This is a genomic window from Methylobacter sp. BlB1 (assembly GCF_015476545.1).
Taxonomy (GTDB): domain Bacteria; phylum Pseudomonadota; class Gammaproteobacteria; order Methylococcales; family Methylomonadaceae; genus Methylobacter.
The window spans coordinates 95,256-108,883 of sequence record NZ_JADMKV010000003.1 but is presented as its reverse complement, the minus strand read 5'-3'; the positions used below and the strand labels follow the sequence as shown (position 1 = coordinate 108,883).

Sequence of the window (13,628 nt, the reverse complement as noted above, 5' to 3'; positions counted from 1 at the left end):
GTACCCTACCTGCGACAGGACGGGGCTGAAAACCCCGTCCCACTTGTGGCTAACCCAGCCTACTCACTGTGCAACAGCAAGCAATAACCATAATATGAACAAGTCAACGCAAATCGTCATCGACTACCACCACCGCACCAAGCACCATCTGGACCGCTACGCAAAAGGACCTGAAACCCTGGACTGGGACGACCAGCCCGATCCGTTCCGACGCTTCGCCGGCTGCGAATCGATGCCACTGCCTAAACCCGGCGCCGAGCTGCCCATCCTGTTCAGCGAACTGGACAACCCGCAGGCCATCGCCCCCCAGGCACTGACGCTGGAATCGCTGGGCTTGCTGCTGGAGCTGTCCTTCGGCCTGGCGGCCTGGAAACAGTACGGACCTGACCGCTGGGCATTGCGCTGCAACCCGTCCAGCGGCAATCTGCATCCGACTGAGGCTTATCTGATCAATACAGACCGCTCATTGATGAAGCCGGGCGTTTACCACTATGTCAGCCATGACCATCATCTGGAGCGGCGCTGCCGATTTGCCGATGATGTGGATAATGCAGGCATTTTGATCGGATTGAGTTCGGTACACTGGCGCGAAGCTTGGAAATACGGCGAGCGGGCTTACCGCTACTGCCAGCACGATACCGGCCATGCGCTGGGCGCCTTGCGCTACGCCGCGGCGGCGCTGGGCTGGTCGGTTGAATTGCTGGCCGAATGCGCCGATGATGACATAGCCGCATTGCTGGGGCTTGACCGTCAGGATGACTTCAAGCCGGACGAACGGGAATCGCCCGACCTGATCTGCCGCATACATACGGCTTCCGGCACAGGCACACCTTTTGAAATCGAAACTTTGTCGGAAACCCTACAATCAGCCGCGTGGTCAGGCCGGGCAAGCAGCCTGAAGGCCTATCACATGTACAAATGGCCCATCATAGACGAGGTCTCCGCTGCCGCCGCCAAGCCGCGCACCGAAGAACCACTCTGGCAGGCCGCCCCTCAGCCGGCCGTCACCTTATCCAGCCGACAGGCGGCAACGGCCATTATCCGCCAGCGCCGCAGCGCCCAGCATTTCGACGGCAAAACCACCCTGCCGCTGGCCGACTTCTACCGACTGCTGAGCGCTGTCATGCCGGCCCGCAAACCGCCTTTCGATCTGTGGCGCTGGCCCGCGAAAATCCATCTGTTTTTGTTTGTACACCGCATTGAAAGCCTGGCTCCGGGCATATATGCCTTGCCTCGCGATCCTGAAGCGCTTGATAAACTGCAGAACGCCACGCTCACCGACTTTGACTGGCAGCCCGTATCGGACATCCTGCCGCTTTATCAGCTCTACATCGGCGATTGCCGGCAGATCGCCAAAACGCTGTCCTGCCACCAGTCAATCGCCAGCGACAGCGCCTTCAGCCTGGCCATGGTGGCCGAATTCGGCTTCGGCGATCAACCCTGGATCTACCGCCGGCTGTTTTGGGAATGCGGCCTGATCGGCCAGGCGCTGTATCTGGAAGCCGAGGCGGCAGGCGTGCGCGGCACCGGCATCGGCTGTTATTTCGATGACAGCGTCCACGAAATTCTCGGCATCAAGTCTGACCGGCTCCAGAGCCTGTACCATTTCACCGTGGGCATGCCGCTGAAAGACGCGCGGCTGCAGACTTTGCCGCCTTATGACCATTTACGGGACAAAGAGGCGCGTTAGTATTTTGACAGGATTGGGTTTATGCGCTCTAATCTGGACTAGATGCAAAAAAAGCACATCCCGCCCAGCAAATAAGCAACAATAATTAAACACAAGGTAATTCTATGAAGAGCAACAATCAAGTGGTTGACCGGCTGAATAAATTACTGGCCGGCGAATTGACCGCCATGGATCAATATTTCATTCATTCGCGCATGTATGAAAACTGGGGTTTCAATAAATTGTACGAGCGCATCAATCATGAAATGCAGGACGAGACAGGCCATGCCGATGCCCTGATCAAGCGCATCCTGTTTCTTGAAGGCGTGCCGAACCTGTCGGTCCGAAATCCTCTGGCTGTCGGCAGCACGGTTCCTGACATGCTGAAAAACGACCTTGCCCTGGAAATGCAGGTGATCAGCGCGTTAAAGGAAGCCATTGCCTATTGCGAGTCGGTCAATGACTACGTCACCCGGGAGATTCTGGAAGGCATGCTGGAGGACACCGAGGACGACCATACCCATTGGCTGGAAAAGCAACTGGGCCTGATCGATAGAATCGGCCTGCAAAATTATCTGCAGTCGCAGATGTAGCCGTCAGTGCCGGGCCTAGCATCCCCAGCCGGCGCTTCGGTCAGTGTATTCTTTTATCCGCGGCGGCTTGCTCGGGCTCTGGATTATTCGTATCCAGATGTCCTTTCTTCAACCCGCGCCTTGCCTCCTCCGCCAGTTTCTCGTAATGGTCATGGAATTCATCGAGCTGAACCTGCTCCATTTCCTCAAGGTCCAGCAATGCGTTATGGGCGCCCTGAGTGGCCCGAATCAACTCATCAAGCTTGATCTGGATGGCCTCGGTATCACGGTTCTGCGTATTCTGAATCAGGAACACCATCAGAAACGTCACAATGGTCGTTGCCGTGTTGATGACCAGTTGCCATGTATCGCTGAAACCAAAAAGGGGGCCGGTGATGCCCCAGACAATAATAAACCCTACCGCTACGCTAAAGGTCATCGGGCGTCCGCTGATCCGTGACGCCAGTCTGGCCATATTTGAATACCATGCCGTGTCTTTCATCGCTTGCCTCCAGTGTCATTATTGCCATTAAGACAAGGGGATGAGGTGAAAGTGCGGCTTTGGGCGATTTGTGCAGGCTGGGCTGGCGCTTTGCGGAAATTCGGCCTATCGGATGATCGAAAACGCAAAATAGATTCCAGTATTGCCCGGCTTTAGCGCGCCATCTTTTCAACGACGGGTATACCGATGCTTCACCCCTGCCGGGAAATAATCAGGGCTTGCAAACGCGTGCAGAGTGACTTGAGGCAATTGCCGCTCCTGCGGCGTATAATTAGCGAATTCGCTGTTCAGGCGCAGCAACTGCATGCGGATGGATTCGGCTATCACGGATGCCATCGTCTCGTCGGGTTCAACATCGGGCAACAGTTCCACGGCAATGTGCAGATAACTGTCGCCCGCTTCGGTTTCCGCTGTTTCCAGCACGAATTTACCGGTCACCCAATTCATGATCTCCGGCTGCTCCAGGCCGACCGTGACGTTTTCCGGATAAATATTGGCGCCGTAGTAGGACACGGTAAAATCGGCCCGCCCAAACACATACACAAACGGCAAATGGCGGGGCTGAAAATCTTCGTCCAGGCCTAATTCGTTGAATGACCGCACGCCCTGCGCCTGCAGAAAATCCCACAACTCATCAAAATCCAATATACCGCCCTTGTCGGCAATGTGATAGCGCACCAGGGGTACGCTATTTTCTGCTGAAAACACCAGAGTGCCTTCGTGCACTTCGAAGAAGCGCCGGGCCGGATCGTATTGCGCCAGCGTCGGCAGCCGCGATTCGCCGAACAAGGTACGGGCCGCATCGGGATGAACGGCCAGCCAGCGGCGGATTGCAATGCTGAACGGCGTTTCATTGCCAAGCACGCCGCCATCGGCCGTGCCGTACAGCGAAGCCGAATCGAAGCAGGGCGACCCGGAGCCGGTACGCAGCCCCACCAGGCTGCGCCACTCCTCGCTGAATACCTCGCCGGCAAAAACCAGCTTGGGGTTAAAGCCGGGCCAGTGGATTCCTTCGGCGGCGCCGGCATCTATCACGTCCTTGACGAATGGCGGATAGCCCAGCAGCACCGTCTGTTCAAAATGGGGCGCCAGCTCGCGCACGACCCGAAAGATTTCCGCCTTGTTGTTGCCGGGCGTCGCCACCATCAGCGGATAGCCCTTGCGTGCCAGATGCCAGCAGCAGGATGTCGTGTACAGGCCGCCCACCCAGTTGCCCAGCGCGAAGCAGACCACCGCCAGCGTGCTGCGCTCATGGGCGTGGAAACTGTCGTGAAAAATCTGCTCGAAGCGCTGGGCCACAGCCAGTTCATAATCGGCAGAGCGCGGCCAGAAAGTCGGCTGTCCCGTAGAGCCGGAAGAGACCGCCACGCGGTCAGATCCGCGAAGACTGCCGCCCAGGCAGCGCTCCGGCAGCGGATAAGCCTGCATGTAATTAGCCTTGGTCATCAGCGGCAACTTCTGAAAATCCTGATAAGAATTAACCTCAGCGGGATTTACCTTCTGTGACTCCAGAAACTGCCGATAAGCGGGAACCTCGGCTACGCACCGGCGAAACAGGGCCAGCGCCTTGTCTTCAGGATTGACGGCCTGGTGCTCTGCCAGAAGCGCATCCAGCGGCGTCGAGATAAAGTGATTATAAGCATCAGTAGACGGAGGCATAAGCGAGTCGGACATGAAAGATACCTGAAAAATGTTCACATGGCAGAGCGCCTGACCGTCAACAGACAGGTCAGGCGCCGTCTTCAGTTCTTGAGCCGTGCCCTCGAACCGATACTTGCAGGCGTCAGCGGCAAAGTGCGCCTATCGCCTTATTTTGAATTTTTTTCCAATGCCGTCTGGCAAGGCAAACAATATTTGCAGGCGATAGCCTTTCGGCGACTTTCCGGTATCGGTTCGCCGCATTCTTCGCAATCGATAGCCGATTCGCCGGTATACATTGATTTTCGTGTTTCTTCAATAAAGAGCGTGGTCATTTGTTCCATTCGCTCCATGATGGCATCGGTGCCACCTGCCCATGCGGATGACATATTTCTCACTCGACTTGTAGGTTATGGAATTTAACAGGATTTGTTTAAGCCTATGGCTTTCCAAAGTCCTTATATTTTAACGTCATGGAATCATTTTTACCGCATTATCCGATACTTGTACAGCAAACCAATGCCGGGCAGATACGCCTGTCTTTCAATTAAAGACCGGCTCATTAAGCCAGCTGTCATACAAATGTCATCTGACTGCTCTATGCTGGCGGCCACCACTTAAAGAACGACAGGTATAGAGATGTTGCTGAACTGGATCAGAGAAAAAATGACCTTGCTGGGATTAAACGATCAAGAGACCGACAACGATGAGTCCGATATCGGGTTCGATTTTGCGTTAAGCTTCGATATGGTTGATCAACTGTCCAGCTCTCTTATCAACGATCCGGGTATTAGAGCGTTTGCCAATGCTAACAAAGTAAAATTGTTGGAACATTGATCACTCATCCCGCCATCACTCATCATGAATTTTAATGATAATGCCCAGGCAGTCGGGCAATCAGTCATCAACAACTGACCGACAAAGCCAGACGTCGGTCTCTGTCGATCAAATCAATCTTCGTGCCCAGCAATCGGCTTTCCCTGTCCAGCACCTGCTGCAGCCAGAAAGCATCTTTAGGCGTCGCGTAATTCAACCGGAAGCGTTTGATTTGCAGGGGCGACATCATCAGGTTGACCAGTTTTCCTGTCGTCAGGTCCAGCGTTACCAAGTACATCAGCGAGAGATCGCCCCGGAATTCCTCGTGGCCTGAAATGCCCTCATAGTCGTTCAGAAAGTCGCCGCAGCCGTACAGGATCGGCTTGCCCTGATAGACTTCGATGCCTTTGGGATGGTGCGATGAGTGGCCATGCACCACGTCCACATGGGCCAGATCTATCAGCCGGTGCGCAAAGTCTCTTTGCGCATTTACTATCTTGTAACCCCAGTTTCCGCCCCAGTGTATCGAGGCCACCACGCAATCGCCTTTCTGCTTGAGATCCGCGATCCGCTCAGCGATACGGCTCAGCGTGTGCTCTGAGAAATCCGGCAGCAGATTCACGCCCGGCTTATCGTGGCGGGCGCCCCACTGCAAGGGAATGCCGCTGCTGTCATCGCCGAAGCCGAATACCAGCACGCGCCCTTTCCCTGCCACCTCGATAATCGCCGGCGCTTCGGCTTCCGACAGGTTCCGGCCCGCCCCGGCGCACTTGAGTTCGGCATCGGCCAGAGTGGTCAAGGTTTCTTTCAGGCCATCATAGCCCCAGTCCAGGACATGGTTGTTGGCCAGCACGCAGCAGTCGATACCTGCCGCAGTAATGCAGGGGATGTTCTTCGGATGCATCCGGTAATTGATGCCCTTGCCAGGCCAGAAATCAGAGCTGGTCGTTACTGCCGTTTCGAGATTGATGATGCGGACGTCGGGACCGGTGCGCCGGAGTTCTTCAAGCGCATCGCCCCAGATATAGTCAAAACCGACCGGTTCCGGAATGGGGCCGTTGGCCTCCTCCGCAATCTGCACATAGCCTCGGGCGGAGTTCATATAAGACTCATGAATCCGCGGGTTGGAAGGATGCGGCAGCACCTGGTCGATGCCCCGACCGGTCATCACATCGCCGCACAGAAATAACGTAACTGTCCGGTTACTACGGGAAGTCGTCTGAGCTGAAAGGCCTTGATCGCACCTCATTTCTTTCCTGCCCGGCGCCGGTCGCGCATCGGCCATGCCCAGTGCGATCGCCGTAAGCCCGGCTAATTTCAGGAAATCCCTTCGCGTTCTCGGTTTTAACTGATAATCACGCATCGCCGGCAAATAGAGGTAGGTTAATAGTCCCATTGACCATCATTCCATCCGAAAGCTCCGAATACCAGTTTGCAAAAATGGCTATAAGTTTTCATCGCCTGACATGGATACATAGACAAGGTATTCCGGTCATAGGAACAAACTTATGATGTGTAGATGAGGAAGCCGCCTTGAGACTGCCATTTGAAGACCGCGCCTACGCCGGGCGCCTGCTGGGACAGGCCTTGGCCAAATACGCCAACCGGCCGGACGTGATTGTCCTTGCCTTGCCCCGCGGCGGAGTCCCGGTAGGGTTCGAGGCCGCCCAGGCGATTAACGCATCGCTGGATATCATGCTGGTGCGCAAACTCGGAACGCCCGGCCATGAGGAACTGGCCATGGGCGCAATCGCCAGCGGCGGCATGACAGTGTTCAACGCTGATCTGGTGTCACGACTTCATATCGGTCCGGAGCTCATGGAAGCCGCCATTAAAAGGGAGCAACAGGAACTGCAACGGCGCGAGCAGGCCTATCGGGGCAATCATCCGCTACCTGTTGTCGAGAACCGCCATGTGATTCTGGTGGACGACGGTCTGGCTACGGGGGCGAGCATGCGTGCCGCTGTCGCCGCCTTGAGGCAACGCAATCCCGCTTCGGTCATAGTGGCCATCCCCGTAGCTCCGCCTGATACGGTAGCGATGCTGAAAGAGGAAGCCGATGAGGTGATCTGCCTGGCTATGCCAGAGCCATTTTCAGCCGTCGGCCGCTGGTACAGGGATTTTTCCCAGACCACCGATGAGGACGTCAAGTCGCTCCTCGAATCCGTCTGGTCTACGGAATTCAGTTCCGCAAACTACACGGAAAAGCCATGACTCATCCCGCATCCCCGGCGCCCATTGAAGTCAGCATGATGTTTGAAGGCATCTCTCTTGACGGCAGCCTTACCGTTCCTGAGCGCGCAAAGGGTCTGGTAGTCTTCGCTCATGGCAGCGGCAGCAGCCGGTTCAGCCGGCGCAACCGTTTCGTGGCCGAAATCCTGAACGAGGCCGGGCTTGCCACACTGCTTTTCGATCTTTTGACTTCGGATGAGGAAGACATCGATCTGCGCACGCGCGAATTCCGTTTCGATATCGAATTGCTGACCGGCCGGCTTATTGGCGTGATCGATTGGGTGAGCCAAAACGCAACGACCGCCGGGTTTGCCGTTGGGCTGTTTGGGGCCAGCACCGGCGCGTCGGCTGCATTGGGCGCTGCCGCCGCACGCACCAGGAAAGTCGCCGCAGTCGTCTCGCGCGGCGGACGGCCTGATCTGGCGCTACGCCATCTGGCCAAGGTGAGAGCGCCTACGCTGTTGATCGTAGGAGGGGAAGACGCTGTGGTCATCGGGCTCAACCAACAGGCGGCCCGCTATCTGCAGGCCGAGCATCGCCTGGAGATCGTTCCCGGCGCCACTCACCTATTCGAGGAACCGGGTAAACTGGAACAGGTGGCGAAGCTCACCCGTGATTGGTTCCTGCGCTATCTGTCCGGCTCATGAATCTCGACGCGATGCGCCTGTTTGCACTGAGCGAAAGCCGGGTGCTTGGAGAAAAAATCGGAGCGGCTCTCAATATACCGCTGGCTCTGCACGAGGAACGAGACTTTGAAGACGGCGAGCACAAGATACGCCCTTTGGAGAGCGTGCGGGGCTGCGACGTTTTCGTGATCCAGTCGCTGTACAGCGAGCCTGGAAAAAGCGTCAACGACAAGCTGTGCCGGCTGCTGTTTTTCATCGGCGCCCTGAAAGATGCCTCGGCCCGATCGGTGACCGCCGTCCTGCCCTACCTCGGTTATGCGCGCAAAGACCGGAAAACCAAGTCGCGCGATCCGGTGACGACCCGCTACATGGCGCAGCTGCTGGAGGCCGTGGGAATGGATCGGGTGCTGACCCTCGACGTACATAACCTTGCCGCTTTTCAAAACGCTTTCCGCTGTCCTACGGACCATCTGGAAGCCAAGGAACTGTTCGTCGAGCATTTCGCTGCGCGGTTCGCCGATGCCGATGTGGTCGTCGTTTCTCCGGACGTCGGCGGCGTCAAACGTGCGGAACTGTTTCGCGAAGCGCTGAGCCAGCGGCTGAGCGGGCCTGCCGGCAGCGCCTTCATGGAAAAGCAGCGCAGCGCCGGGGTCGTCAGCGGCGAAGCGCTGGTGGGCGATGTAAAAGGCAAAGCCGCCATCATCATCGACGACATGATCAGCACCGGCGGCACGATCCTGCGGACCGCGCATGCCTGCCGCAGACAGGGCGCACAAAGCATCCATGCCGCCGCTTCCCACGGCATTTTCGTGGGCAAGGCCGATCAGGTCGTGGCCGATCCCGCCCTGGATAGCCTGGTGGTTACCAATACGCTGCCGCCGTTCCGGCTCGACCCGGAACTCGTGCGCAACCGGCTGACGATGCTGGACGTCGCGCCGCTATTCGCGGACGCCATCCGGCATATTCACACCAGCGGCTCCAGCGTAGAGTTCCTGTAGGCGCAAACACACTTCATCCCTGCCTTCATCAATGAGGCACATACCGCTCTGCTTGGTCGAGATAGGTTCGGGCAAGGCTTAGCCAGCGCTGATGATCCTCAACGTCATGATCCACCGTGTGCCATACAGCGATCTTGGCGCGCAGGCAGGCACGGAAAACCATGTAAAACGCGATCAGTTCAGTGGGACAGGCATCGCGGACGGCTTTCTTGTAGTACGCCAGAATCTGGTCGCCGATAACGGGCGCACCGATACGCTCGCATTCCAGGGCCAGGTAAGCCAATTCGTCAACGGGGTCCAGGGTGCGGAACTGCCGGTTGAACTCCAGGCAATCGATGATCACCGGCTCTGAGATCAGACAGATATGCTGCGGCCTGAGGTCGCCATGTGCATCGATGATGCGCCCGTCCCTTGCGCGCTGTTCAAGAAGGTCTCCCTGTTCTGTCAGAAATTGCCTTTGCGCCGCCATGAGCCCGTCCACCTGCACGCCGGGCAAAGCGTATCGGCTGTCGCTCAATTCGATCAGAGTGCTCCGAATATCCGCCTCGAAGCTGCGCCGATACTCGGCCGGGCTGATGGCTAAGGAAGGCGAAAATTGATAAAAATCGGCCAGCACCTGGCTCACCTTCCGCACATCTTCGGCCGAGACCGTCCCTTCGTGAATCGCAACATCGAGCATGCGGTCGGCGGGCAGGCGGCGCATTTGCACCAGCCAATCCACCACACATCCTTCGCCTCCCAACTTCAGGCCGCCATCGGCTTCCAGAGTGAGCGGCACGGTGCCGAGGTAAACGTGTTCAGCCAACCGCCGATTGAGATGTACTTCGCGCTCGCAGTTTTTGTGCCTGGCTTCCAAGGTGCTGAAGTCCAGGTAATCGTATCGAACGGGTTTCTTCAGCTTGTAAACCAGCCTATCGGTTAGAAAAACCCAGGACATATGAGTTTTGATGACTTCGACATGTGCAGGTCTGTCCGGATAGCTGTCCGGTTGCCGAAGAAAGGCTACCTTTTCTTCGATACGCATTGCGCACGTTTCCCGCAAGCAGCGCTATTCAGTAAGCCTGATCTGAATACCATACTGTATGTTCAGTCTCCAGTATCATTGTTACCGTTAAGACAAAAGGCCGGGGCGAAAGTGCGGCCTTGGCCGTCTGATTGAGGAAGCTGGGCTGGCGCTTGGCGAAAACCCGGCATATCGGGGCGGTAAATGCTGGGTTTATTAACCCAGCCTACCGAGCTGATTGTTATAGGAAGTAGGGTCCGCATTGCGTACCATTTTCCAAATGTTCAGGTGAATGAAACTCCAAAAGGTACGCCGCGCACCTTACCCGGCTGAAATGCGCTTCTTGAGGGGCAACCTGATCATGACATCTTGGAAACATGCTTCAGTGCAAAGAAGATAACCACAGCCGGCATAAGCAGCGCCATGACGCTCCATAGTCCCATTGCCAGCAGAACGATCTGATTGAGCGCTGTAAGACCTGCGTAAGTATAAACAGCCCATTTTTTCATCATCCACAAGCCGAACATGCACGCCAATCCTATGAAAGACGAAAGGCCCAGGTATAGCAGATAGCCAAAACCTAATTGCTGCGCTACAGGTGAGAAAATCAAAGGCAATGCTATCAGTGACCCGACAAACCCAATCACACAGATGACTGTTATCGAGGTTGGGCGTTCGGCTGTTTCTGTTAGTTCGTTCACGGCGTGTTTCCTTTTTTGTTGTTATCTAACAATTTTATTCAGCCCCATGCATTAAGGTATGGTGAGCGCAACACAGCGCCTCGTCCATTGGCTGAAGTAACTGTTAGCCACAGTATGCTCAGATAATGATAAAAATGAAGCACCTGCGCCTATCTAAAACTCATGCTGGATTGCTAAGGCGCTTTGTTCGATTATGACGGCAGCAATCCATTCCCGTCAATTATAAAGCAAGCCAGTAAAATACTGGGTTAGGCGACAGTCTCACCGGTTATTTACGGCTAATTTTACGCCAAACCCAATGAGCGCAGTGCCCGCAAGCCGAGCCGCGGCTTTGCGCGCCGATGGCAGCGACGACAGCTTGCGTGCCAGAGCGTTGCCGATGAACACAAGACCAGCCTGATACAAGAAACTGATGATGGTAACATGCGCCATCAGAACGCCAAGCGTGACGGACGATGCATCAGCGCGCAAAAACAGAGGAAAGAAGGCCATGAAGAACAAAATGACTTTGGGATTGGTGAGGCTGACCATGAATGCCTGTCGGAAATAGAGCCGCCCGCTCTTTTTCCGTTCGGGCGCATTCGCATCGACGGAAACAGGCGACCTGAGCAATTGAACGCCCAACCAGCACAGGTAGGCGGAACCAAACCATTGCAGCGCCTCAAACGCAAACGGGTGCGCACACATCACGGCTGCCAGGCCGAGAGTAGCCCCGGCCATATATACGAAATCGCCAAGCAAGATGCCCATAACGGCACCGAGCCCTGCTCCGATGCCGTTGCGCGCAGTAGCATTGAGAATCGCCAGCGTGCCCGGCCCCGGGATTAGCTGAAAAACGAGAATTGCTGCGATGAAGCTCGTGTAGTTCTGAATATCAAACATGCTTCAGTCTCCAATGACACCAAGATCACCGGACCCGGCCAAGGATAAACCTGACCGCAGTCACGAAACAACAATCCCGCGCATAACCGGCTTAAGATCCATAAGCCGGGTTCTGATTGATGGGCCAGACCTGGAGATCCGCAGCCCGGCCGAAGCTCGCTGTACGCTATTGCTGGGGAGCCGTCTTCTTGCAGTTGCACTCGGCCGCAACAGTTTTCAACTCTTCGACATATTCCTTGTTTGCCGTTGTTAATACCGGCTGCCAGGCTTTCTGATAATCTTCAATAAACTTGGCCATTGCCTGTCTCTTGGCGGCAATATCTTTTTTACCTAAATCGGATGTATGGAACTCAATAAGCTTGTCCAGTTCTTCTTCCGTAAAGTTCGGGCCGTAGTACCCTACCCATACATCCACAATTTTTTGATCGGACCAGGGGATTACCAATTTTTTTGTATAGTTTGCATAAGCATTGGCGAGTCGTTTCTTGAATTCTTCATTAGGATTCAGCTGAGCCAGTACTTGATCTAGAGTCTGCTGCCCCATTTTCTCTGTTTGAGTCTTCACTGCCTGAATCTGTGTAGCCCATGTTTCAGTCAGCCCGGTCGCATCCATTAAAGTCTTGACTTTATCCGCCTTTGAATCGGCTAAGGCAGTAAATGGCATTAAAGCCGCAAGCAATATTATTAGTTTTTGTCTCATGATTTTCCTTTTGTTTTTATTGTTTAACGCATATATGGCGTCGTATTTTCGACAATCCGTTCTATGTAGTACGCAACTACAACAAATACATGATAGCTTATGTGATTTAGATTTTATATATGCAGCAGCCAAGCAGGTTGAGTTGAAGCTTTGTGGAAACCTAGCATATCGGAGCGGTGAAGCTGGGTTTATCAACCCAGCCTGCTGAGCTACCAAGCTGTGTTAGAGCTTTGCTTATTCATCTTTATAATGTTTGTGCCTATGGTAACTACACAACATTAAATCCTCTTCGTATGCAATGGGTAATACACTCAGCTCAATGCCTTCCGAACAACGAGCACAAGATTTAAAGATTACCGGAGCTACTTCTTTGTCGAATACGTACTTTTGCTTTTCAGAGAAGGACGCTTCGCCTTCATGAAGGTATTTCTTTGCAATGCCATAAGCGGGTGTATCTCTATCGATATAACCCATATCAGCCAGCTCTTCTAGTGCTTGAAGGTTATCTCCAAGTTCAGGATCGTCAAACATGTTCTTCTCCAAAAAGTATGCTCATGTCAGCATCATTAGCTCTAATGCCATAATCAACTGCCCAGTATAGCAGTATCTTTTTTGTGCTATTCAAGCACAAAAAAGATACTGTGGAATTGGGTCAGCGGCAGCATTTTTGTTGTCCATAATTTACTGCCATCTTTTAAACGGCTCAAACGTAACCACCAAAGACACATCGCTAAACGAGTGCCTAATCTTTAATGTAGTTTTATCAAATTTTTCGCCGTCATTTCTTCTGATAAAAACATTAACGTTATCTATAACTCCAATTAATCCCGTTGGATCTTGGATATTTCCAACATTGTCAATTCGAGTTGACCAAGTTGCTTCTATTTCATCACCTTTTGAATCAAACGCTTTAATAGAATCAATATGTGTTTTTCTCTTGGATTTATTAAATAAAGTGAACATTAATAAACACTTATCATGTTCACGGTTCGCTAGCCCTGGATGAACCAATGGGCCGGCAATAACCTCTTCATCTGATTTTATTTCATCATATATTTTTTTCGAAAGCAGGTAACTGAAAAAAGCTAAGGCCGCTGCCACGACCGCAGCCGAAGCGCTAGCAATTGCAGTGTACATTTCAGATGAGGAAATGGCCTCGACGCACTGTTTAGTTATTTCATTTTCCATATACTATTTCTTATTTTAGCTAACGCCGAGCCAAGTAGGGTATGCATTGCGTACCATTTTCAAAATGTTCAGGTGAATGAAACTCCAAAAGGTACGCGGTG

At 54.0% G+C, this 13,628-nt stretch carries 16 protein-coding genes; 6 read left to right on the top strand and 10 right to left on the bottom strand.

Annotated features, from left to right (window positions below):
• The first annotated feature begins 94 nt into the window (after window positions 1-94).
• Both IT781_RS02550 and bfr read left to right on the top strand, forming a co-directional pair.
• Window positions 95-1,690: a SagB/ThcOx family dehydrogenase gene (locus tag IT781_RS02550; protein ID WP_194968558.1), complete on the top strand. Its 1,596-nt coding sequence runs from the start codon at window positions 95-97 to the stop codon at window positions 1,688-1,690.
• Window positions 1,691-1,794: 104 nt separating this feature from the next.
• On the top strand, window positions 1,795-2,262 hold the full coding sequence (gene bfr, locus IT781_RS02545; protein ID WP_194968557.1) for a bacterioferritin: 468 nt from the start codon (window positions 1,795-1,797) through the stop codon (window positions 2,260-2,262).
• 40 nt (window positions 2,263-2,302) lie between these two features.
• Here bfr and IT781_RS02540 read toward each other — a convergent pair whose 3' ends face one another.
• The 3 genes from IT781_RS02540 to IT781_RS22160 all read right to left on the bottom strand — a co-directional run bounded on the left by IT781_RS02540 (window position 2,303) and on the right by IT781_RS22160 (window position 4,680).
• The gene (locus tag IT781_RS02540) at window positions 2,303-2,743 is read right to left on the bottom strand and encodes a low affinity iron permease family protein (RefSeq protein WP_194968556.1); all 441 of its coding nucleotides are present in this window, start codon (window positions 2,741-2,743) and stop codon (window positions 2,303-2,305) included.
• Window positions 2,744-2,911: 168 nt separating this feature from the next.
• Window positions 2,912-4,417, bottom strand: a complete 1,506-nt coding sequence (locus IT781_RS02535; protein ID WP_194968555.1) for a phenylacetate--CoA ligase family protein — start codon at window positions 4,415-4,417, stop codon at window positions 2,912-2,914.
• Between the two features lie 134 nt (window positions 4,418-4,551).
• A complete protein-coding gene (locus IT781_RS22160; RefSeq protein WP_228778871.1) occupies window positions 4,552-4,680 on the bottom strand; it encodes a TraR/DksA C4-type zinc finger protein in 129 nt (42 codons plus the stop codon).
• Between the two features lie 340 nt (window positions 4,681-5,020).
• Between IT781_RS22160 and IT781_RS02525 the strand changes: the two genes are divergently transcribed.
• The gene (locus IT781_RS02525) at window positions 5,021-5,218 is read left to right on the top strand and encodes a hypothetical protein (protein ID WP_194968553.1); all 198 of its coding nucleotides are present in this window, start codon (window positions 5,021-5,023) and stop codon (window positions 5,216-5,218) included.
• Between the two features lie 67 nt (window positions 5,219-5,285).
• Here IT781_RS02525 and IT781_RS02520 read toward each other — a convergent pair whose 3' ends face one another.
• Window positions 5,286-6,593, bottom strand: coding sequence for a CapA family protein (locus tag IT781_RS02520; RefSeq protein WP_228778866.1), 1,308 nt, complete (start codon window positions 6,591-6,593; stop codon window positions 5,286-5,288).
• Between the two features lie 137 nt (window positions 6,594-6,730).
• On the opposite strand from IT781_RS02520, the gene IT781_RS02515 reads away from it, so the two are divergent.
• The 3 genes from IT781_RS02515 to IT781_RS02505 are packed head-to-tail and all read left to right on the top strand — an operon-like array spanning window position 6,731 to window position 9,053.
• Window positions 6,731-7,411 (top strand): phosphoribosyltransferase, encoded by a 681-nt coding sequence (locus IT781_RS02515; protein WP_194968552.1) that lies wholly within the window; start codon window positions 6,731-6,733, stop codon window positions 7,409-7,411.
• The gene (locus tag IT781_RS02510; protein WP_194968551.1) at window positions 7,408-8,076 is read left to right on the top strand and encodes a dienelactone hydrolase family protein; all 669 of its coding nucleotides are present in this window, start codon (window positions 7,408-7,410) and stop codon (window positions 8,074-8,076) included. Before IT781_RS02515 ends, IT781_RS02510 begins: the two co-directional genes overlap by 4 nt.
• The gene (locus tag IT781_RS02505; protein WP_194968550.1) at window positions 8,073-9,053 is read left to right on the top strand and encodes a ribose-phosphate pyrophosphokinase; all 981 of its coding nucleotides are present in this window, start codon (window positions 8,073-8,075) and stop codon (window positions 9,051-9,053) included. Before IT781_RS02510 ends, IT781_RS02505 begins: the two co-directional genes overlap by 4 nt.
• A gap of 28 nt (window positions 9,054-9,081) precedes the next feature.
• On the opposite strand, the gene IT781_RS02500 is transcribed toward IT781_RS02505, so the two are convergent.
• From IT781_RS02500 to IT781_RS02475, 6 genes are all read right to left on the bottom strand, one after another.
• On the bottom strand, window positions 9,082-10,077 hold the full coding sequence (locus tag IT781_RS02500) for a hypothetical protein (RefSeq protein ID WP_194968549.1): 996 nt from the start codon (window positions 10,075-10,077) through the stop codon (window positions 9,082-9,084).
• A gap of 338 nt (window positions 10,078-10,415) precedes the next feature.
• Window positions 10,416-10,757, bottom strand: coding sequence for a hypothetical protein (locus tag IT781_RS02495; RefSeq protein WP_194968548.1), 342 nt, complete (start codon window positions 10,755-10,757; stop codon window positions 10,416-10,418).
• Window positions 10,758-11,018: 261 nt separating this feature from the next.
• Entirely contained in the window at window positions 11,019-11,639 is a 621-nt protein-coding gene (locus IT781_RS02490; protein WP_194968547.1) for a LysE family translocator, read from the bottom strand.
• A 166-nt stretch (window positions 11,640-11,805) separates the two neighbouring features.
• Window positions 11,806-12,339, bottom strand: a complete 534-nt coding sequence (locus IT781_RS02485; RefSeq protein ID WP_194968546.1) for a DUF2059 domain-containing protein — start codon at window positions 12,337-12,339, stop codon at window positions 11,806-11,808.
• Window positions 12,340-12,573: 234 nt separating this feature from the next.
• Window positions 12,574-12,870 carry a hypothetical protein gene (locus tag IT781_RS02480; protein WP_194968545.1) on the bottom strand — a complete coding sequence of 99 codons (297 nt, stop codon included), beginning with the start codon at window positions 12,868-12,870 and terminating at the stop codon, window positions 12,574-12,576.
• A 150-nt stretch (window positions 12,871-13,020) separates the two neighbouring features.
• Window positions 13,021-13,527: a hypothetical protein gene (locus tag IT781_RS02475; protein ID WP_194968544.1), complete on the bottom strand. Its 507-nt coding sequence runs from the start codon at window positions 13,525-13,527 to the stop codon at window positions 13,021-13,023.
• Window positions 13,528-13,628 lie beyond the last annotated feature (101 nt).

What these genes read in the sequence shown, in the direction of transcription:
- IT781_RS02520 (WP_228778866.1), bottom strand. Translation starts at nt 6,593, where the DNA reads ATGGGACTATTAACCTACCTCTATTTGCCGGCGATGCGTGATTATCAG.
- IT781_RS02510 (WP_194968551.1), top strand. Translation starts at nt 7,408, where the DNA reads ATGACTCATCCCGCATCCCCGGCGCCCATTGAAGTCAGCATGATGTTT.
- IT781_RS02505 (WP_194968550.1), top strand. Translation starts at nt 8,073, where the DNA reads ATGAATCTCGACGCGATGCGCCTGTTTGCACTGAGCGAAAGCCGGGTG.
- IT781_RS02480 (WP_194968545.1), bottom strand. Translation starts at nt 12,870, where the DNA reads ATGTTTGACGATCCTGAACTTGGAGATAACCTTCAAGCACTAGAAGAG.
- IT781_RS02535 (WP_194968555.1), bottom strand. Translation starts at nt 4,417, where the DNA reads ATGTCCGACTCGCTTATGCCTCCGTCTACTGATGCTTATAATCACTTT.
- IT781_RS22160 (WP_228778871.1), bottom strand. Translation starts at nt 4,680, where the DNA reads ATGTATACCGGCGAATCGGCTATCGATTGCGAAGAATGCGGCGAACCG.
- bfr (WP_194968557.1), top strand. Translation starts at nt 1,795, where the DNA reads ATGAAGAGCAACAATCAAGTGGTTGACCGGCTGAATAAATTACTGGCC.
- IT781_RS02500 (WP_194968549.1), bottom strand. Translation starts at nt 10,077, where the DNA reads ATGCGTATCGAAGAAAAGGTAGCCTTTCTTCGGCAACCGGACAGCTAT.
- IT781_RS02485 (WP_194968546.1), bottom strand. Translation starts at nt 12,339, where the DNA reads ATGAGACAAAAACTAATAATATTGCTTGCGGCTTTAATGCCATTTACT.
- IT781_RS02525 (WP_194968553.1), top strand. Translation starts at nt 5,021, where the DNA reads ATGTTGCTGAACTGGATCAGAGAAAAAATGACCTTGCTGGGATTAAAC.
- IT781_RS02475 (WP_194968544.1), bottom strand. Translation starts at nt 13,527, where the DNA reads ATGGAAAATGAAATAACTAAACAGTGCGTCGAGGCCATTTCCTCATCT.
- IT781_RS02490 (WP_194968547.1), bottom strand. Translation starts at nt 11,639, where the DNA reads ATGTTTGATATTCAGAACTACACGAGCTTCATCGCAGCAATTCTCGTT.
- IT781_RS02540 (WP_194968556.1), bottom strand. Translation starts at nt 2,743, where the DNA reads ATGAAAGACACGGCATGGTATTCAAATATGGCCAGACTGGCGTCACGG.
- IT781_RS02550 (WP_194968558.1), top strand. Translation starts at nt 95, where the DNA reads ATGAACAAGTCAACGCAAATCGTCATCGACTACCACCACCGCACCAAG.